Source organism: Singulisphaera photorubra, from assembly GCF_045290345.1.
GTDB lineage: Bacteria > Planctomycetota > Planctomycetia > Isosphaerales > Isosphaeraceae > Singulisphaera.
This window is the reverse complement of record NZ_CP155447.1, coordinates 10,162,078-10,182,241: the sequence shown is the minus strand read 5'-3', so window position 1 is coordinate 10,182,241 and position 20,164 is coordinate 10,162,078. Positions and strand designations below refer to the sequence as shown.

The following is a 20,164-nucleotide window of genomic DNA, read 5'->3' as shown; positions in this document are numbered from 1 at the left end:
GGTCGACCCGCCGACCGGGAGCGACCCAGCAGGAAAAAAAAGGGGAGCGAAACGAGCGTCAGATCACCAGCCGATCTTGGAGGATCGTGTACTTGGGGATCACCACGATCTTATCGCGGATCACGTAGTGGGGCGCGGCGTCGGAGTCGATCACGCCGGCCTCGTTGCGGATCCGCACGCCGCGGCCGATCCGCGCGTTCTTGTCGATAATGGCATTTTCGATGATCGAGTCCGCGCCCACGCCGACACCGGGGCGGTTGGCGCGTGCGTTGTCTTCCAGGTGCCTGCTCTGCTCGTAGCTGTCCGCGCCCATGATGTAGGTGTTGCGAATCGTGACGTTCTCGGCAATCTGAGCGCGAACTCCGATCACGGAATTCTCGATCACTGACCCTCGGCCGATCACGCAGCCATCGGAGATCAGGCTGTTGTTCACGGTCACTCCCGAGAGCCTCGAACAAGGCAGATATCTCGGCCGGGTGAAGATAGGGTGATCGCCAAACGTGAAGTCGAACGGCGGATTGTCGCTCGTCAGGTCGATGTTCGCCTTGTGGAAGGCGCCCACGGTCCCAATGTCTTCCCAGTAGCCGTCGAAGAGGTGGGTCTGGACCCGGTGCGATTCGATTGCCTGCGGAAAGAGTTCTTTGCCGAAGTCGGTGGCATCACCCGCGGCGAGCATCTGGACCAAGGTGGCCCGATTGAACAGGTAGATCCCCATGCTCGCCAGGTAGGATCGTCCGTGCGACTTGATGCCGAGTCGCTCGAGCCAGTCGGGAGAGGTCCGGATCCGCTCGAGTTTCTCCGGCGTCTTTGGCTTTTCCTCGAAGTCGGTCACGCGCCCTGAGGCGTCGATCCGCATGACGCCGCACGACTTGGCCTCTTCTTCGGGCACCGGAAGCGCGGCGATCGTGACTTCCGCCTTGTTTTCCAGGTGGGTGCGAATCATATCCTGGAAATCCATGCGATAAAGCTGGTCTCCGGAAAGGATGAGCACCAGGTCGTAACGATTCTCGGTGAAGTAGGGAATGTTGCGCCTGACCGCGTCGGCCGTTCCCTGATACCAGGTTTCGTGCTGCATCGTTTGCTGGGCCGCCAGCACCTCGACCATTCCGCCGCCGAACGGGTCGAATTTGTAGGTGTTGGAGATATGGCGATGCAAGCTCACCGAGTTGAACTGGGTCAGGACGAAGATCTCGTTCAGCCCGGAGTGAATGCAATTCGAAATCGGGATGTCGATAAGGCGGTACTTGCCCGCGATGGGCACGGCGGGCTTGCTCCGCGATTTCGTGAGCGGATAGAGCCGAGTCCCCCGCCCTCCTCCCAGGATCAGACAAATCACCCGGCTCATGTTCTTTCCCCGACCGAAGATGAGGTGAGCGAACGGCCCGACCCGGATTTCAATCCGTGCCGACGCGTTCGATGCGAACTGGAGTGCAACTCAAATAGCCGAAGTGTGACACAAAAAAAGAAAGAGAGGCGAACTGTCCTCGAGCCACCGTGATTCGCCGGCTCGGCGACAATTCCACCTCCCTGTCAGGAGCTGAAGTCAACGACGTTTCGGAGCGACTTCAAGCAGGTCCGGCCAGGCCCAGGACGGGTGACGCACGCTCACCCGGTCTTGTGGTTAACTGGCCGGTCAGGTTCGGAATTTACCAGCCGGTGGCCATGTTCGACTCGATCGCCTTGCGAGCGCCGTCGAGGTCGCTACCCGTCTGCTGCATGTAGAGGCGAACGGCGTGGAGTTTATCTCCTTGTGCCTTGGCAAGACAATCTCGAGCCGTGGTACAGGGGTCGAGTGCCCCCTTCAAGCCCAGCAGGTTCTTCGAGATCACCCAGGCGTCACGCGGACGATGGCTGACCCGCAGAACCTCCTCGCTCGGATAATTGGCGTTGGCGAAGCCCCTCGCGGAGACCTCGTCGTCAACGCATGCAATCATGATGTGTGATGTGGTTTCCACCTCGTACAAGGGCATGATCGAACCCCTTTCTGGAAGTGAGTGAGCCAGGGGCCATGCGCACCTGTGATTGGAGTGCGGCTCCTAAAGGGGATGGTACACCTCTGATAAGGTCGGGTCAAATGCCTGGCTGCCGCCAATCTTCCTTGATGAGTGGATTGTGCCAGTCGGTTCCCGCGGTCGGGAGGATGGTTCGACCGCGGGAACCGGGGTCCGTCGAGGGCGGTCATGAATTTAGGGCACGCGAACCGCCTCGCTTGTTTTGCTTCACTTCTCGGACGTGCCCGTGGCCACGGTCAGGGCATCGTCGTAGAGCTGCGCGAGGATGAGGCTGCCGAGGGTGACGATTTGCTCCCCCGCCTCAAGGCCGCGGGAGACGATGACCTTGTCGTGGTTCTCCTGAGCGACCTCGATCATTCGTCGCTCGAATCGGTCGACCGTGTGGTTCTTGGAGTCCGGCTCGATCGACTCGCTCGGCTTGCGGACGAAGACGTAGTCTTTGCCATTGGATGAGACCATCGCCAGACGAGGGATGCTGGTCTGTCCCGCTTTGGGCGGAATGTCGAGGATCGCTTTGACCAGCATGTCAGACTTCAGCCGGGCTCCAGGGTTCGGGATCGACGCCCGAATCTTGACCGCACGCGTTTCCTTGGAGACTTCGTTGGCGACGTATTGCACCTTGCCTTCGATTTTCTCCGCCAGGAAGGGGAACTGAATCTCCAGGGTCTGACCCACTTTCACCTTGTCCTGGTCGAGCTCGTAGACGTTCACTAGCACCCAGAGATGGTCGAGCGGAGCAATGACCATGAGCACGGTCGAGGTCTCGTAGAAGTTCTGCGGAACGACCTCACGCTCGATCACGATGCCGTCGACCGGCGAGACCAGCGTCATCTTCGCCTTGCTCTCGATATTGCCGAACTGGGTTCCGGTGGGCTTAGCGTCCACCTTCGTGTCGACGTCGCGAAGGGGGCCGAGAAGTGGCTCAATTTCTTCGTCGGGCACTTTGAGAATCTGGAGCCGGTCGCGGGCGAGCGTGTATTCGAGCCGGGTCTTTTTCTCATCGTTGATGGTGTCGACCCAGAGCTGCTTCGAGATCGCGCCCGTCTTGACCAGCTCCTGCCTCAGGTTGAAAAGTTTCAGGTCATGTTGCCACTGAACATATTTTTCTTGAAAGTCGCTCTTGGCGGCGGCGAGTTCCGTGCTATGGAGCTCGACCAGCGGCTCCCCCTTTTTCACGGTCTGCCCCAGGGAGGCGTGGACTTGCTCGACGAGGGTATCGAAACGGGGGCGGATCTTGGTGAGGGTGTCGGGGTCGTAGGCAGTTCGCCCGGTTAGTTCGAGTTGGATCGGATTCGTCTGTGCCGAAACGGTGGCGACGCTGATGCCGAGCGACTGCTCCTCCTCGGCCGTCAGCTTGACCTCCTGGTTCCAGGGACGACTTGCATCCACTTTGACAAGGTCGGCCTTGGGGGCCGATGATTCCGAAGGGGCGATGACATGTTCCACATGCTTTAAGGCTCCTTTGACGTAAGCCTTGGATACGCCGCTCAGATAAATCGCTCCCCCCACTCCGGCGAATGCCACGAGCGCGATCGTCGATTTCCAATACATTGAGGTCGGTCTCCAGCGCTCCGACCCCCAGGTTCAGGGCCGGGATCAATCGATCAAAAAATTGGGATTGGCCGATGAGTCAGGGCGTCATTCCAGGCTTCGAATCGCCGCTCCTCACGTCGAGACGGACTCGATGTTGTGAGGCCCGTTCGAAACCGTTTGCGAGTGATCGACGGATCGACCGCGCCTCGAGGAAAGCCCCCGAGGAGCAGGGATGATCCGATCGGAACAGGTCTGCGACACGATGGAAAGTGCCATGGGCGCGTCGTCCTCATTCGGCAGAGGGATGACGTTTTGTCGCGCTTTCAAACTCACGGCGTGCGTGCCGACGAGTGGAGCTGGTTTTAGGGAGTGACGGCCGAGCGTGCGACGGATTCCATGGGGCCGTCTCATCGCCGGAGAGAAATGAGAGGCGCAATCAACAGCGCAAGCAGATTCGTTGCGCAAGCAGCGGGGAGGATCGTTCGACCGAGATCATCGTGGGGACGGCCGCCGACTCCAGGGAGATGGAGAAGCCATGGGCCGGAAATGCAGCCATATCGAAGGCGACGGCGCAGCTGTCGTTGCCTTCTTGCTCTACCTCGCCAACCACTGTGGAAAACGTCAGGCAATCCAGGGGCGTTCGGTCGGAAGCAGCACCAGACATCTGGAGGTGATGACTCGCTGCGTCCAGCCTCACTTGCGAGCCGATTGCGATCGTTTGCGTCGCGTTTTCCATCGCCGAGAGCGCAAGCTGCCACGGGAAGGCCATGAGAAGGGCCAACCCGAGTGTGGCGCTGCGCAATTCACGACGAGAATTGACCACGGTTCAATGGACTCGATTCAAGTGGAAAGCCTTCGGTAGGTTGACTAAACACCAATCCTACGCGATTGTTCTGGATCCGTGAATAAGAAATCGTCTCGAGAAGGGCACGATTCCCGGCCTGCTATTGACTACGAGTGGGACGTGGGCTCAGTGCGGTCGAGAGGACCGACGGGGGTCGATTACTGGAAAGCTGTGATTGGGGGAGGCGACCCTATCTGGTGGTTTGACCGTCGGGTTTCAAGTGGATAGCATTGACACATTCTCTGAGAACAAAGTGACCTCGTTGCTCGATCTTCCTACCGAGGGTTTCCGCATGATTCGCGTCGATGCCGACAAGTCGGTGCGGTTTTGCGATGGCTTGTCGCGCCGTGATTTCCTTCACGCCGGCTCACTCGCCTGCCTCGGGCTCGGCCTGCCGGGCTTGCAAGCCCTTGAGGCACGCGGCGCGGTGACGAAGTCGCGGGACATGAATTGCATCCTCCTGTTCCTCGTGGGGGGGCCATCGCAGCTCGACACCTGGGATATGAAGCCCGACGCCCCGGAAGAAATCCGCGGTCCGTTCCGCCCGATCGAGACGAACGTTCCCGGGCTCTGGGTCTCCGAAATCTTTCCTCGGATGGCCCGGATGATGGATAAAGTCGCCCTGGTCCGTTCGGTCAACCACACGGCGGCGGCCGTTCACGACGTCGGTCACCAGATGATGCAGACAGGGCGTCTGTTCAGTGGGGGGATCGAGCACCCTCACTTTGGCAGTGCTCTGGCCAAACTGAAGGGGCCGAATGGCGACACGCCGGCTCACGTGCTTCTGCCCCGACCTATTGGTCCGACCGGCGGGAACATGCCCCACGGCCAGAGCGCTGGCTACCTCGGGAAGACTTTTGACCCCTTCGTTCTGAATGCCGATCCCAACGACAAGGCATTCAAGGTGCCCGACCTGCTTCCGCCCGACTACGTCACGGCGGTCCGCGAGGCACGCCGGCGGTCGCTCCGCTCCGCGATCGATGGCGCGGTCGGTTCGTTCGAGGCCTCGGCCGACGCTCGCTTGCTCGATGCCAACTTCGAGGGGGCGTACAAACTCACGTCGAGTCCGGCCGCTCGCGAGGCGTTCAACTTGCAGTCCGAGCCTGACGAGCTCCGCGACCGGTACGGGCGGACCCGGTTCGGCCAGAGTTGCCTGCTGGCGCGTAGGCTAGTGGAGCGCGGGGTCCGGTTCGTCACGGTCAACATGTTTGAAACGGTCTTCAACGAGATCACGTGGGACATTCACGGCTCGGCTCCGTTCAGCCCGATCGACTGCTACAAGAACGAGGTCGGCCCGAACTTCGATAATGCGTTCACGGCCTTGCTCGGTGACCTCTCGAAGCGAGGGATGCTCGACAACACCATGATCCTGGCGTTCGGTGAATTCGGCCGAACCCCCAAGGTGAACCCGGCGGGAGGTCGCGACCACCACCCTGCCTGCTGGACCTCTGTGTTCGCGGGAGGACCGTTCAAGGGGGGGCAAGCCATCGGGTCGTCGGACGAGATCGGTTATTCCCCCAAGGATCGCCCGGTCACGCCGGCCGAGGTGGCCGCGACGGTCTACCAAGGGCTTGGGATCAGTCTGGATACGGAGCTGCCGGGGCCGCAAGGCCGCCCGTTGCGGGTCGTCGACCACGGCGTTGAACCGATTAACGAGCTTTTCTGATCCGATGCGAGGTCCGGCGAAATCGTCCCTCGTCCCGCCTTGAAAACGTACGAACGAAGCCCCTGATCGAGGCCCACACGCGATGCAAAGTCGCCGCCTTTGGACCGCGCTCCTTGTACTCAGCGGGAGCGTCTCGGCCGCGATCGGGGCCGAGATCCAGCTCTTGCCCGGTGTTGCTCGGCTGGACGGCCCCAAAGCCCGTCAGCGATTCTTGGTCGAGGCCCGCGACGGGCAAGCCTTTGTTGGGGACCGGACCGGCGAGGCCCGGTTCCAAGTGGGCGATCCCAATGTGGCCTCCGTTTCGGCCGATGGCACCGTCACTCCGGTCGGCAATGGCATGACCGAGATCGTGGCCACCGTTGACGGTCAGGTCGCCCGTGCGAACGTCTCGGTCGAGAACCTGGAGCGCCCGACGCGCTGGAGCTTTCAGAACCATGTCTTGTCGGTTCTGACCAAGGCGGGCTGTAACTCGGGTGCCTGTCATGGCGCGGCGGCGGGGAAGAACGGATTCCGGCTGACGTTGCGGGGCTATGGGCCCGAGATCGATTTCGACGTCTTGACCCGTCAGGCCATGGGGCGTCGAATCGTCAAGACCGCTCCCGCGGAGAGCCTCCTCCTACTCAAGCCGACCGGGGCTGTCGAGCATGGCGGTGGGGTCAAGTTTGCGACGGACTCGCTCGAGTATCAGGTGATCTCCGAGTGGATCGCGGCGGGGACCCCGAAGCCAAGCCCGAATGATCCCACGATCGTCTCCCTCTCGGTGGTGCCCGAGTCGGTTGTCCTCAAGCCGGCCCAGACCCAGCAGGTCCTGGTCCAGGCCCTTTTCTCCGACGGACAGGTCGAGGACGTTACGCGCTGGGCCAAGTTTGCCAGTACCGATGATACTGTGGCCAAGGTGGATGAGCAGGGCCGAGTCAAGGTCGAGGGGCATGGCGAAGCGGCCATCACGGTCTGGTACGCCAGCCGGGTTCAGCGCACCACGGTTACGTCTCCCTTCGCCGCAAAGCTCGATCCGTTGGTCTTTACGGCGGCCCCTCGCCGCAATCCGATCGACGAGAAGAACCTGGCGAAGCTCAAAACTCTGAACATCCCCCCCTCCCCTGATGCCGGTGATGCTGCCTTTTTGCGCCGGGCCACGCTCGACGCTACGGGTACCTTGCCTCCGGCTGAGCAGGTTGAGGCATTTCTTGCCGACACCGACCCGAAGAAGCGCGATCGGCTGATCGATCGACTTCTGGCCAGCCCTGAGTTCGTCGACTATTGGGCCTACAAGTGGTCCGACCTGCTGCTGGTCTCCTCGAACACGCTGCCGTCGCCGGCGATGTGGTCGTTTTATCGGTTCGTTCGCAAGAGCGTGGCCGACAACGTCCCGTGGGATCAATTCGCCCGCTCGATCGTGACGGCCAAGGGAAGCAGCCTCAACAATGGCGCGGCGAATTACTTCGCGCTTCACCGCGATCCGATCGATCTGACCGAAAATTCGAGCATGGCGTTCCTCGGGATGTCGCTCACGTGCGCCCGCTGTCACAACCACCCGATGGAAAAGTGGACCCAGGACCAGTACTACGGCGTCGCGAGTCTCTTCTCTCGAGTTCAACTCAAAGATGGCGGGGCCGTTGGTGACGTGGTGGTCATGGCTTCCCCTGAAGGGGAGACCCGGCACCCAAGATCCGGGGTGGCGATGCCCCCCCGCCCTCTCGACGGCCGGCCCCTCCCTTTGGATTGGCGAGGAGATCGGCGCGAGGCGTTCGCAGATTGGCTCGCGCAGGCGGACAATCCCTACTTCGCCCGTGCGATCGTCAACCGGGTCTGGCGGTCTTTCTTCGGGCGCGGCCTGATTGACCCCGAAGATGACCTTCGCGCGACCAATCCCGCCAGCGACGAACTCTTAATGGACTGGCTCGTCGCCGATTTCCTCGCTCACAAGTACGACGTCAAGCATCTGATCCGGATCATTATGAGCTCGGCCGCTTATGCTCGGTCCAGCGTGCCGGTCCCCGGCCACGTGGCGGATCCGAAATACCTGAGTCACTACCCAGTCAAGCGGCTCCCTGCGGAAGTCATCCTCGACGCGATCGCCCGGGTGGCCGAGGTGCCAACTCCATTTCCGGGCTACCCCGCGGGCTGGCGGAGTTTGCAACTGCCCGACACCAAGATCCAGAGCACGTTCCTGAGCTCGTTCGGCCGGCCGGAACGACTGAATACTTGCTCTTGTGAACGCTCCTCGGAGCCGTCCATGTCGCAGGCCCTGCACCTGGCCAACGGGACGACGATCAATGAGAAGCTCCGTACCGAGACCAGCGCAATCTCGAAGGCGCTCGCCGCCCAGGCCAGTGACGACGAAATCATCACCAGTCTCTTCCGGGCCGCCCTGACCCGACAGCCTACCGAACGCGAACGGCGGCGTATCACGACGATCTTGCAGGAGGCCGTTGCGGGGCTGTCCGACCACAAGGAGATTGCGACGGCAAGACGGCAGGCGATCGAAGACCTGTACTGGGCCACCTTGACGGGCAATGAATTCCTGTTCAACCACTGAGACACGTTCCGATCGCAAGGGGACGAGTCGACCGACCTTCGCCGAGGTGACCATGGGCCGCCGCTTCTTCTCCTTGCTTCTCCTCCTGCCGCAAGCCGTCACGGCAAGTGGTGGCGAGGCGACCGGACCGGTCAGCTTTCGAGAGCAGGTTGCGCCGATCCTGGTCAAGTCGTGCCTGGGATGCCATAACGCGAAGAAGCCGGAAGGGGGTCTGAACATGGCCACCTTCGCCTTGCTCAAGAAAGGGGGCGAGTCGGGCGGCGAGTTGATTCTGGAACCCGGTGATCCCGAGTCCAGCCAGTTGATCGAACTGATCCGTGCGGGCGCAGCCCCTCGGATGCCGTATAAGCAACCCCCGCTGAGTGCCGCCCAGATTCAGACGCTGGAACGCTGGGTTGAGCAGGGAGCCAAGTTCGACGGACCATCGGAATCCGAGACGCCGATCGCTTCACTGGTCGATCCCCTCCGCGGACTCCCGAACGTCGCGCTCGCGGCACCGGTCGCCGAGGCGCTCACTTCACTCGCCTACTCCCCCGACGGCAAGTGGCTGGCGGGGGCGGCCGGGCGAAACGTGCTCTTGTTCGGGGCCGAGGCGGGAAAGCTCGAAGCGACGCTCTCGGGACACCCGGGGCCACTGACATCGGTTCAGATCAGTCCGGACGGGCGGACGCTGGTGGCGGTGGGAGGGCGTCCCGGGATCTTTGGCGGCATCACGGTCTGGGACCTTGCGACCAGGGCGAAGCGGCACGAGATCCAAGGGCATAAGGACTCGATCCTGGGTGCGGCGATTTCCCCGGATGGCAAGCTTCTGGCGACCGCATCCTACGACCGGGAGATCAAGCTCTGGGACTTGCTCGAAGGCAAAGAACTTCGCACGCTCAAGGATCACACCGACTCGGTCTATTCCGTGGCTTTTGCCCCTTCTGGCGCAATGCTGGCATCGGCTGGCGCCGATCGGACGGTCAAGCTCTGGGAGACGGCCTCGGGCCGTCGGCTCAAGACGCTCTCGGACGCGACCGCCGAGCTCTATGCGGTGACTTTCGGGAAGGGCGGGGATACGGTCCTGGCGGGAGGCGTGGATCGGTCGATCCACCGTTGGCGCGTCTCGGGGCAGGATGCGTCCCTGGCCGACTCGGTCTTCGCTCATGACGCCGCGATCCTGCGGCTGGTCGTCTCGGCCAACGGTAAGACCCTGGTTTCCAGCGGCGAGGATCGCGGAGTCAAGCTCTGGGATCTCCCGGCCTTGAAGACCAGGCAAGCGTTGAGTGTGCAGGTGGATTGGCCTCAAGGACTCGCGTTGAGCCCCGACGGACTTCGGGTTGCGGTCGGGCGATTCAACGGTTCGCTCGCGGTTTATGAATCGGAGACCGGGAAGCTGATCGTGACGATGAACCAGCCCGCGGTGGCCGATGCGCCGGTCAAGCCGCCCTTGGTTCGTAACGCCACGCTCAACCCGCCCAGTCCCCGGAGTGCCGTTCGCGGGGCGAGCCTCAAGTTGGTCTTAACGGGCAATGGAGTCGGCACGGCCACGTCGATCGTTTTCGCCGAGCCCGGTTTGACCGGCATGATTGTCCGATCACCGAAACCTGATCCGAACCGGCTGGAGGTCGACCTTGTCGTCGCGGCCGATGCGCGGGTGGGACTCCACAGCCTGGGCGTGATCACCCCGCTGGGGGTTCCTGCGTTTCAGTCATTGATGATCTCGGCAACTCCTGATGTCGCGGAGCTCGACCCCAAGGACGAGGCGCTCGGGGCCAGAACGTTCTCGCTCCCGGCGACCTTGACGGGCGTGATCGAACGACCGGGTGACCTGGATCGATTCCGGTTCGAGGCCAAGGCCGGCGATCAGCTTGTTATCGAGTCGCAGGCCAAATCTCTGGGGTCGCCGCTCCTGGGACGCTTGACCCTGGAGGATGACGCGGGGCACATCCTGGGGGAATCGGCCTTCGCCGATGGCGCGGAGGATCCCCAGTTGAGCGTCTCGATTCCCCGCGACGGCCACGTCACCTTGACGGTGACCGACACCGACTATGCGGGGACGCCGGGCCACTTTTATCGGATCGGGGTCGGTCGTCTGCCCTACCTCACGGATCTCTTCCCGCTGGGAGTCGAGCGCGGGCAGCGCGCGTCGATCCAGGTGCAGGGGACGAACTTGCAGGGAGTTTCGACGGTTTCGATGGTCACCGAGGCCAATGCCGAGCCTGGCTCGATGCCCGCGGTCGCGGTTGTGCTCCCTGATGGGAGGAGTCCGATCAACCGACGGCCTGTTGTGGTCGGCGAAGGCCGGCAGGGACTCGAGTCGGCGGAGAACGACCGCGCCGATCGCGCTGAGCCTGTTGCGGTGCCCGGCGGGATGTCGGGCCGGATCGAACGGGCCGGCGATGTCGACCACTTTCGCTTCGAGGCCAAGAAAGGGGAGCGGCTCATCCTCGAGGTCTACGGCCGACGCCTGGGGACTTCGATCGACTCGGCCCTGGAGATTTTGGATCAGAACGGGACGCCCGTGCCTCGGGCCGTGCTTCGGCCCCTGGACCAGACCGAAGTTGCCTTTCGCGAGCATGACTCCAGCAAACCGGGGATCCGGCTAACGCGTTGGGGGAACCTGGCCGTCGGTGATTTCGTGCTGATTGGCCGTGAATTGACTCGCATCCGAGCGTTACCACGCAACCTCGACGACGATTGCACCTTCTGGAACGAACGGAACCAGCGCGTTGCGTTCCTCGGGACGACCCCCGAGTACCATCCGATCTCCCAACCGATCTACAAGGTTTCGATCCATCCCCCGGGAACGGTCTTTCCCTCGGGAGGGGTGGCCCCGGTCACGTTGACCTATCGGAACGACGACGGTGGGCCTGAGACCTCGAAGGACTCTCGACTCACATTCGACCCGCCGGCCGACGGCGTCTACCTTGCCCGTATCGAGGATGTGAGGGGGCTTGGCGGGGAGACGTTCGGGTACCACCTCCTGGTTCGCAAGCCTCATCCACGGTTCCAGCTTTCACTCAGCGACGAGAATCCGAGCGTTCCGCGCGGGGGAACGACCCTCGTGACGGCAACGATCACACGGCTCGACGGTTTCGATGGCGCCGTGGATTTGACGGTGGATGGGCTCCCCCCCGGATTGACCGCAACCCCCGCGCGCATCGAACCCGAGGATTTCTCCGCGACTATCGGCCTCTCGGCCGCGACCTCCGCGTTGGCCTTTTCACCTCCAACCTGGCGGGTGACGGGGCATGCGAAGGCGGCCGCAGGCTCAAGCTCGGGGCCGGGCGACCTGGTGCAGGTCGTCGATCCGGGAGGGCCGGCCGGCGGCTGGATTGTCGTGACCCCGAAGCCGAATCTCAGGGTCGCGGCCGCGCCGACACGTGTGGTGATCCAGCCGGGCCAGGAGGTCTCTATGACCTTGTCGGTCGAACGCGCCCCGCAATTCGCGGGACGAGTGCCGATCGAGGTCCGCAACCTGCCCCAGGGTGTTCGCGTTCTGAACATCGGCCTCAATGGGATTTTGATTCCCGAGTCGCAGACGGAACGCACGATTTCCCTCTATGCCGAACCGTGGGCTGGTGCGACCGAGCGGCCTTTCTTTGCAGTCGGCAAGGCCGAAGCGGCGGGGACTGAGCATAGCTCAGCGCCGATTGATTTAATCGTCGGCCCCAGCGGCGGGAAGTCTCAAGCCTCCTCCACTCCGAGGCCACGTTAAACTCGGAACAACATGCCGCAAAAGTTTTCTTCGTTTCGCAAGTCCGCCATCGAGGTGACGACGTCTCGTCCGCTCCGGGATTTGGTCCTCGCCGCGCTTCACAACTGGAACCGGAACCAGGTCCTTCGGATCGTCGCGGCGATCAGCGTGGCCTGGGTCTTCGGGAGCATCGGCCTCCATCTGGCCGAGCAGGGAACTCATTCGGACTTCGAGACGTGGAGCGAGTCCTTCTTCAACGTCTGGGTACTTCTTTTCAGCGGTCTGGACAACTCTCCGAAGACCACGCTGGGGCGGTTTTTCGCCATGGTTCTTCTGGGCACGGGTGTGGGCCTGGCCGGTTTATTTACGGGGACCGTGGCTTCCGTCCTCGTCGAACACCAATTGCGGAGACGCGACGTGTCGCATTTTGAGATGGACGATCACCTCGTGCTCTGCAACTGGGGGCCGCGGGGCCTCGCCTGGATCCGCGAGGTCCATAGCAAGATCATCCAGGACAAACGCCCGGTCGTCATCATCCACGACGAGACCGAACAGATCGACCTGCCCGACCACCAGGATGACGCTGCATTCAATGATGTCTATATCGTCAAGGGCGATCCGACCAACGAGATTATCCTCAGACGGGCGCGAGTCACCACGGCACACTCGGTCGTCGTCCTGGTCGACGAGCGGCAACGGGAATACGCCGACGGCAAGTCCATCCTCACCTGCATCGCGATCCGTGACATCTGCAAAGGGACGCAACGGCCCAACGTCGCGGTCGAATGCCGGAACCCGGAAAATCGCCATCGCCTTCTCAAGGCGGGCGCCGACGAGATCATCTCTTCCGACGAGCTCGGACTGAGGCTCCTCGCCCGAACGGCGATCTATCATGGGATGACCCGGGTCTACCAAGAACTGCTCACCGTGGGCCGTGACGCCAACGAGATGTATCTGTATCCCGTCCCCAGCGAACTCGTCGGCCGCGACTTCGTCGAAATCTCAAGTATGTTTCTTCGCTATCGCGACGACAAGAAATGCTGTCTTCTGATCGGACTTCAGCGCGGCGACGAGATGATCTTGAACCCAATCGGCAATGAGGCCGGTCCCGTCAAGGCGGATGACCAGTTGATCCTCCTGAGCCGGGTCTTCCTCCTCGCCGCTCAGAATCTGCCGACGGTCCCCCCCGTCACTCGGACTTCGTGAACTGAGCTTGGGGAGCGTCGACTGAGCTGACAAGTCGGGATATTTTTGGTCTGACGATTGAAGTCCAAGGGACAGGCGGGAAGTGCTGGACCCTGTCGATGTCGCTCAGGCAGAGCCGGAAGTTGTTGGGTCGTGCCCACTCCAAAGCAATCTCATGTCGGTATTACCGACATGAGATTGCCTGAGAATCTCACAGGGGCGGACCTTCGCTTCTCAAGGACCGAGTTGATCCAGTTCCTTGCCGATGGCATCCATCAAGGGACGCAAGGTCTGCTCACTGAAATCGAACCGGATCCCCGCGGCCGTGAACAGGTCGGGCAAGGGACGGGCTCCCCCGAGGGCCAAGGCGCGTCGGTAGGCTGCTACGGCCTCGGCACGATCGGACAGGCTTCGCTGCCAGATCTGCAAGGCCCCAAGCTGGGCGATGCCATACTCGATGTAATAGAACGGATAGAGGAAAATATGCAGTTGGCGGTGCCATGAGTTGGCCTTGGCCTCCTCCAGGCCCGTCCAGTCGACGATCCCACCGAAACGGTCGATGAGCCCGGACCACGCTTCGCTGCGTTGCTCGTGGGTGTGGTTCGGATGGTTGTAGACCCAGTGCTGGAAGGCGTCGACTGTGGCGATCCAAGGGAGGATCAGGACGATCCCTTCAAGCAGTTGACGGTACGAGCGGTTGGCATCGTCGGCCGAATAAAACAACTCGAGATTACGGGCGCCGAGCAACTCCATGGACATCGAGGCCACTTCGCAGAACTCGATCGGACTTTCTCGATAGGCCGAGAGCGTTTCGCCGCGGCTGGCCAGGGCGTGGAACGCGTGCCCCCCTTCATGCAGGAGCGTGCGTACGTCGCCATCGAGGCCGACCGCGTTCATGAAGATGAACGGGAGCCGGTCGTCTTCCAGCGTCGTTTGATAGCCCCCTGGCGCTTTCCCTTTGCGGTTGGCCAGGTCGAGCAGACCGTTTGCGCGGAGGTAAGCGAACTGCTGGCCGAGCTCGGGATCAACGTCCGCGAAAATCGCTTCGGACCCTTCCGCCAACCGATCGATCTCGCTGAACGGGCGGAGCGGAGCGCGGCCGAGGGGGTCGACCGCGACGTCCCAGGGGCGAAGTGAATCGATCCCGAGTGACTGTTTCCGCTCCTCCTGGATCCGCCGGGCCAGCGGGACGACGACGCGCTCGATGGCCGATTGGAACGCGACCGCCTCGTTGATCCCATAGTCGAACCGCTCACGGAGCCGGTAGGCGTACTCGACGTAGTTCGGGAAGTCGGCCTCCCGCGCGACCTCGACACGAAGCTTCACCATCTGGTCGAACAGGCCATCGAGCGTGTCTCGCTCGGCCAGTCGGCGATTGGCGACGAGCTCCCAGGCGGTCTGGCGGATCGACCGGTCGTTTTCTTCGAGGAACGGGGCCATCTGTGAGGGCGTTCGTTCTTCGCCCTGGAAGTTGACCGTCATGGCGCCGACGATCTTCTGATACTGCTGATCCAACTCCGACAGTTCGGTCTCGCGGGGAATGTTGGCCTCGCGATAGAGCGCCCGACGGTTCTCCTGGGCCCGGTCGAAAACGTGATAGCGATCGCTGGGCAAGGTCGAGCGGTGCGGCGAGTCGAGGTACTTGGTCCGAATCTCGTTGTGAACGGGTTTGAGACGGGGCTCGATGTCGCGCACGAATTCGAGGTAAGCCGCCTCGCGTTCGGGATCGTCGGTCTGGCAGGTCATGGCCACGTAGCGTTTGGTCCCGACCTGTCCGACCGCCGCGTTCAACTCGCCGACGGCGAATAGCCACTGCTCTAGCGCGTCGGCCGACTCGATCGGCTGGTCGAGCAGTCGGCGATACCAGGGTTCGATCTTCTCCCAGGTGGTCAGCTCGGCATCAGCCGGAAGCCAGCGCCGAGGAAACGGTTCAGGGACGTAAGCAGTCGAACCCATGGAAAACCCCGCAACAATCGGACGAAACCTTCGTTCAAGCCACGACGACCTGAACGATCCAAGCACCGATAAAAATCCAGCCAGTCATGATCGCCGTGGAGACCGCAAGAACCACCGTCGTGGCGACCAGGGCTTCGGCGTGTGCGAAAAGCCCTTTGGCGTGGCCGAGCGAGCCAAGGGTCTGGAAGAGTGCCAGGATCGCGGTGGTGCCTACCACGACCTCGCCCAGACCGGTGACGAATACAATAATCGCCACGACGCCGACGGGGTCCTGGGCGATCGTCAAGCCGAGGGCAATCAGAACGATCGCAAAAGTTAGGTGCCAGAGCCGCATGGTGCTCCCGGTCCTCTCGGCCAGCGACAGTTCCGCCCGAAAAATGATCGCGCAAAAGTCGCGACGGCTCGCTAAGTTAGGGCCAAAGTTTCTCCGAGGGGTCTGCGAAGCTCGGAAAACGAATCGCACCCGATCCCTCGGCACCTGCCCTGATTCTAAAGAGGAATGACCTGTATGGCCAACGGCGCCTCTCCCACCAAGTACCAGTTTTCGTTCGGCCCCTGGAACATCAGCACCGGCGCTGACCCGTTTGGCCCCCCTGCCCGGAAAGAAATCGACTTCGCCCGCAAGATCAAAGCGTACAAAGAACTCGGTTTCGACGCCGTCCAAATGCATGACGACGACATCGTTCCGGCCGACCTCGACTGGCCCGCCACGCTCAAAGGGGTGGCGGAAGTCAAGTCGATGCTCGACGGCGAGGGCTTGTTTGTCGAGATCGTCGCCCCTCGGCTCTGGGAAGATCCCCGGACCGTCGACGGCGGATTCACAGCCAACAGCGCGAGCGATCGCAAGTACGCCCTCGATCGGGCCAAGCGCGCCGTCGACATCGCCCGTGAAGTCGGCTGCCGCAACTACGTCCTCTGGCTCGCTCGCGAAGGTTCCTACATCCGCGAGGCCAAGGACGCCAAGACCGCGGTCGGCCGGATCGTCGACGCCTGGAATACGATCCTCGAGCATGACCCGGACATCCGTGTGATGGGCGAGGCCAAGCCCAACGAGCCGATGGATCAGGCCTACCTGCCCACCGTCGGCCATATGGTCGGGATCGCCTACAAGACGGTCGACCCGAGCCGCTCCGGTGTCCTGATCGAGAGCGCTCACTCGATTCTCGCGGGCCTGGATCCGGCCGACGACATGGCGTACGCACTCTATCACAACAAACTCTGGAGCGTCCACCTGAACGACCAGAACGGGCTTAAGTACGATCAGGACAAGGTCTTCGGATCTGTTGACCTGCGTCGGGCCTTCGACCAGGTGCTGACCCTCGAGACCAACGGCTTCGGCCGTAACGGCGAATGCGTGGGCCTCGACGTCAAAGCGATGCGGACCACCAGCGTCGAAGACTCGATGAAGCACCTCAGCCACTCCAAGACGATGTTCCTGCGCCTGCTCGAGATCGTCCGAGAGCTCGATATGAAGAAGGTCGAGGAGCTCCGCGAGGCGCGGCAGTATGAGCAGCTCGAGATGCTGATTCTCAACGCACTGACCGGAAGGAAATGATCGGACAGTGCCCCGGCCCTGGTGATTCTTAGAGTCTGTCTCGTAAGTTCAGGGAAACCGAAAATTGAAGGCCGTTTGGGTGCCACGGGTTCCGTACTCGGAACCCGTGCGCGCCAGGCCAAGGCATTCCCGCATGGGTTCCGAGTACGGAACCGCATGGCACCCAGCAGATCATTCAAAAGCTCCCGTGGGATTCACCTTCTGGGACAGACTCTTAGTCGAGTGGAGATTCCAGAGCCGAGGTGTCAGGGGGTGTTCCTCGTCGAGGAACACCCCCTGACGAGTTCGTGTTGTCGCTTCTCACCCGAATTTTTCCGAGCGCCTGATCCGAGCTCCGTTGTCCGGGCTGATCGGCTTTTCGGCCGAACAGGACCGAGACACTGTCACGCGAGAGGGTCTGCCATTGCGGGTCGGCGGTGAGCCGTTTCGCCAGGCCACGCTCGGGCTTGATCCAGACCAGGCGGAATTGCTCCTGGGCCTGAAGCTCATCCCAGTCGGGACCTCCTTGCAGGGCGTTGAAGTAGTTGAGGAGGCTCGCTTTGCCGAAGAGCTCGAACCGATCGTCGACGTAGGCTTGGCGGACGGGACGGCACTCGGCCTCGATCAAACCTCCCCAGTCCTGCTCGTGGAAAAGGCGAGATTCAACCGGCTGTTGATCGAGGATTGCGAGCGAGTTGAGGGGCCATTTCTCGGGGCTGAAGCCTCCGAAACTGATCCCGGAGACGAGGGCGAGAAACACACCTGCCGAGATGGCCATCGGCCAGAGGGTCCAGCGGGCACTGTTCCGTCCGAGGTCGCGAGAGGCAAGCGGCAAACCGTCCAGGAGCTTTGCCAACCCCGGCGCGACGACAATCGCGAAGAGGGGGACGTGGCGGACCGATCCCAGCGCAAAGTGGAGCCAGACCAAACTGTGGGTGAGGTCGTAGCGACTCATCCGTCGGGAGGAGAATGTCGGCAAGGCAATCAGGGCGAGGATGAACCACTCGACCACGCGGAATTCAGGCTTGCCAAACGGAATTGGCTGGTACTCCTGGATCAGTTGCGTGACACCGCTCGTTCTGAGCAAATGGAATACGTGGCGATAGAGCCCGATCCCATACGGATTGATCAGCGGGGTCAGCAGACAAAGGACGAAGGCCGCCGCGAATATTAAAAGATTGCGCTTTTTCGATTCGTTCCACGGACCCGAGATGGCATGCCCGAAGCCGGCGGTGAGGAGGATCAGGGGGCCGGCGAGGAAGCCACCGTGAATATTGGCCCAGGGTACCATCAGCCAAGGCGCGAGCAGAATAGTCCAGCCCCCGCGCTCATGCTGGCGCTGGCAGAGCTGGAGCATCCAGAAAACGAAGAGCAGGGTGAAGAGATGAGGGCGGATCAAGAAGTGGATCGTGCTCATCCCGACCACCAGAATCGTGACCACCGCGGCGATGATCGGGGCGATCCCCTCGCGCATGAGCCGGCGCGCCAGACTCCCATAAAATGCCGCCAGGGCGAGGCTGGTGACCGCGATCGCCGTCGACCATCCGCCCCGGTCCACGACCGCCGCCAGGGCCAGGTCGAAGGCCCAGGACTGGTCGACCCAGGGGGTCCGCTCCTTGGTGTAAGTCAGGGTGTCGAACCGGGGAACATCGCCCGTCCGCATGATCTCGCGGCCGAGCCGGACGTGCCAGAACGTCCCCGGGTCGTTCAGCAGACCCGTCCGGCCACCGATCAAGACCGTGACCAGGACGACACCGAAGACCAGGTCCGGCATTCCCGGAGTCAACCTGCGCATCCATGTCATCATCCCCGCCTTTTCCATTTCGGTTCGCAAACGCCGCTGGGCTCGTGCCTCACGCCTTTTGGAACCATAGAACACGCCCTGTTTCTCGTCGTGCGTCCAGGACGATCGGGCGGTAACCCCCTTTTCGCCGGAACATGATCGGTTATACTGAGTAAAGGCTTGCCCCTCGCTAGCGGCCAACGGCCGTTCTTCCCCCGTGGCCGCAGCCGCTCTCAGACGAGTTCGACTCTCCTGCCCTGGCCTCTTTTTTTTCTTGGCTGCCGAGGTGTTCTGTGAGGCACCCGCGTCCCCGCGTCAACCGTCGCGATCTGTTGCGCCTTCGGCGGTTCAACGACGCTACGCCTGTCTCCGACCCCCTCTCGAGCGATCGTCCGAGCTCCGGCGACCTGATCAAGGCGACTCGGCCGGCGATGGGGTCGTATTTCGAGGTGCGGCTCGCAGCCAACACCCCGGGCGCGGCCGACCTGGCTGGTCGGGTTCTCGACCGGATCGACGAGCTCGAGACCCAGTTGACGGTCTATCGGGATGATTCGGAGGTCAGCCGGCTGAACGCGTCGGCCCATCTCGGACCGATCGAGGTTGAGCCAGGCCTGTTCCACTTGCTCGAGCGCGCCATGGAACTGGGCCGGGCGACGGGTGGAGCATATGACGTCGCCACCGGCGCCCTCTCCGCGGCCTGGGGGTTCTTCAAGGGGCCAAAGCATGTGCCCGAGGCGGCCGTCCTGGCAGAGGCTCGGGACCGAACTGGCCAGCACCATTTGACGCTCGATCCCGAGCGACGAACGGTGGCGTTTGACCGCGCCGGAGTGGCGATCAACCTTGGGAGTATCGGTAAGGGCTACGCGATCGACTGCGCGGTCAAAGTCGTCGAAGCCTACTGGTGGCCGACCTCGACCTTGATTCACGGGGGACGATCGAGCCTGTACGCCCTTGGCTCTCCCCCCGGACGATTCGGCGACCGTTGGGAAATCGCGGTCCGTAACCCGTTCCAGCCCGAGACGCCGCTCGGGGTGCTTCGGCTCCGGAACCGGGGAATGGGAACTTCGGGCACCGATTTTCAGCAGTTCGAGGCCGACGGTCGGGTCTATGGCCATATCCTCGACCCAAGGACGGGTGAGCCGGCGTTTGGCCCGGCCAGCGTCACCGTCGTGGCCCCCACGGCGGCCGAGGCCGACGCCCTCTCGACCGCTTTCTTCTTGCTCGGCCCCGATGCCGCGGCGGCTTATGTGACCGCCCATCCGGAGATCGGGGCGATTTTTGTGAACGAAGGCGATGTCGATGGTTCGCCATCGATCGTCACCCTCAACCTGACCGACGATGATTTCTTGCGGGACCCCTGAAAAATTGGGGCCGAAGCTTACTTTCCTGATTCGCTCGTTGTTCTGAGCAAAGGAGGACTCCCCTGGCTGCCT

12 protein-coding genes are annotated in these 20,164 nt (G+C 62.3%); 6 read left to right on the top strand and 6 right to left on the bottom strand.

Annotation, left to right across the window (positions count from 1 at the left end):
• Nucleotides 1-58: 58 nt before the first annotated feature.
• The 3 genes from V5E97_RS38060 to V5E97_RS38050 all read right to left on the bottom strand — a co-directional run bounded on the left by V5E97_RS38060 (nt 59) and on the right by V5E97_RS38050 (nt 3,563).
• On the bottom strand, nt 59-1,345 hold the full coding sequence (locus tag V5E97_RS38060; RefSeq protein WP_406696760.1) for a glucose-1-phosphate adenylyltransferase: 1,287 nt from the start codon (nt 1,343-1,345) through the stop codon (nt 59-61).
• Between the two features lie 301 nt (nt 1,346-1,646).
• Nucleotides 1,647-1,970: a DUF6793 family protein gene (locus V5E97_RS38055; protein ID WP_406696759.1), complete on the bottom strand. Its 324-nt coding sequence runs from the start codon at nt 1,968-1,970 to the stop codon at nt 1,647-1,649.
• Between the two features lie 249 nt (nt 1,971-2,219).
• Nucleotides 2,220-3,563, bottom strand: coding sequence for an efflux RND transporter periplasmic adaptor subunit (locus tag V5E97_RS38050; protein ID WP_406696758.1), 1,344 nt, complete (start codon nt 3,561-3,563; stop codon nt 2,220-2,222).
• Nucleotides 3,564-4,681: 1,118 nt separating this feature from the next.
• Here V5E97_RS38050 and V5E97_RS38045 point away from each other — a divergent pair.
• The 4 genes from V5E97_RS38045 (at nt 4,682) to V5E97_RS38030 (ending at nt 13,479) form a co-directional block, all read left to right on the top strand.
• Nucleotides 4,682-6,055 carry a DUF1501 domain-containing protein gene (locus V5E97_RS38045; protein ID WP_406696757.1) on the top strand — a complete coding sequence of 458 codons (1,374 nt, stop codon included), beginning with the start codon at nt 4,682-4,684 and terminating at the stop codon, nt 6,053-6,055.
• Between the two features lie 82 nt (nt 6,056-6,137).
• On the top strand, nt 6,138-8,594 hold the full coding sequence (locus V5E97_RS38040; protein ID WP_406696756.1) for a DUF1553 domain-containing protein: 2,457 nt from the start codon (nt 6,138-6,140) through the stop codon (nt 8,592-8,594).
• A gap of 52 nt (nt 8,595-8,646) precedes the next feature.
• Nucleotides 8,647-12,294, top strand: a complete 3,648-nt coding sequence (locus V5E97_RS38035) for a c-type cytochrome domain-containing protein (protein ID WP_406696755.1) — start codon at nt 8,647-8,649, stop codon at nt 12,292-12,294.
• Between the two features lie 12 nt (nt 12,295-12,306).
• On the top strand, nt 12,307-13,479 hold the full coding sequence (locus V5E97_RS38030) for a potassium channel family protein (protein ID WP_406696754.1): 1,173 nt from the start codon (nt 12,307-12,309) through the stop codon (nt 13,477-13,479).
• Nucleotides 13,480-13,692: 213 nt separating this feature from the next.
• Here V5E97_RS38030 and V5E97_RS38025 read toward each other — a convergent pair whose 3' ends face one another.
• Nucleotides 13,693-15,414: a M3 family oligoendopeptidase gene (locus V5E97_RS38025; RefSeq protein ID WP_406696753.1), complete on the bottom strand. Its 1,722-nt coding sequence runs from the start codon at nt 15,412-15,414 to the stop codon at nt 13,693-13,695.
• A gap of 34 nt (nt 15,415-15,448) precedes the next feature.
• Nucleotides 15,449-15,748 (bottom strand): hypothetical protein, encoded by a 300-nt coding sequence (locus V5E97_RS38020; protein WP_406696752.1) that lies wholly within the window; start codon nt 15,746-15,748, stop codon nt 15,449-15,451.
• A gap of 174 nt (nt 15,749-15,922) precedes the next feature.
• Between V5E97_RS38020 and V5E97_RS38015 the strand changes: the two genes are divergently transcribed.
• Nucleotides 15,923-16,969 carry a TIM barrel protein gene (locus V5E97_RS38015; RefSeq protein ID WP_406696751.1) on the top strand — a complete coding sequence of 349 codons (1,047 nt, stop codon included), beginning with the start codon at nt 15,923-15,925 and terminating at the stop codon, nt 16,967-16,969.
• A 214-nt stretch (nt 16,970-17,183) separates the two neighbouring features.
• Here the strand turns inward: V5E97_RS38015 and V5E97_RS38010 are convergent, their stop codons facing one another.
• The gene (locus V5E97_RS38010) at nt 17,184-18,743 is read right to left on the bottom strand and encodes a hypothetical protein (RefSeq protein ID WP_406696750.1); all 1,560 of its coding nucleotides are present in this window, start codon (nt 18,741-18,743) and stop codon (nt 17,184-17,186) included.
• 281 nt (nt 18,744-19,024) lie between these two features.
• Between V5E97_RS38010 and V5E97_RS38005 the strand changes: the two genes are divergently transcribed.
• Entirely contained in the window at nt 19,025-20,092 is a 1,068-nt protein-coding gene (locus V5E97_RS38005; RefSeq protein WP_406696749.1) for an FAD:protein FMN transferase, read from the top strand.
• Nucleotides 20,093-20,164 lie beyond the last annotated feature (72 nt).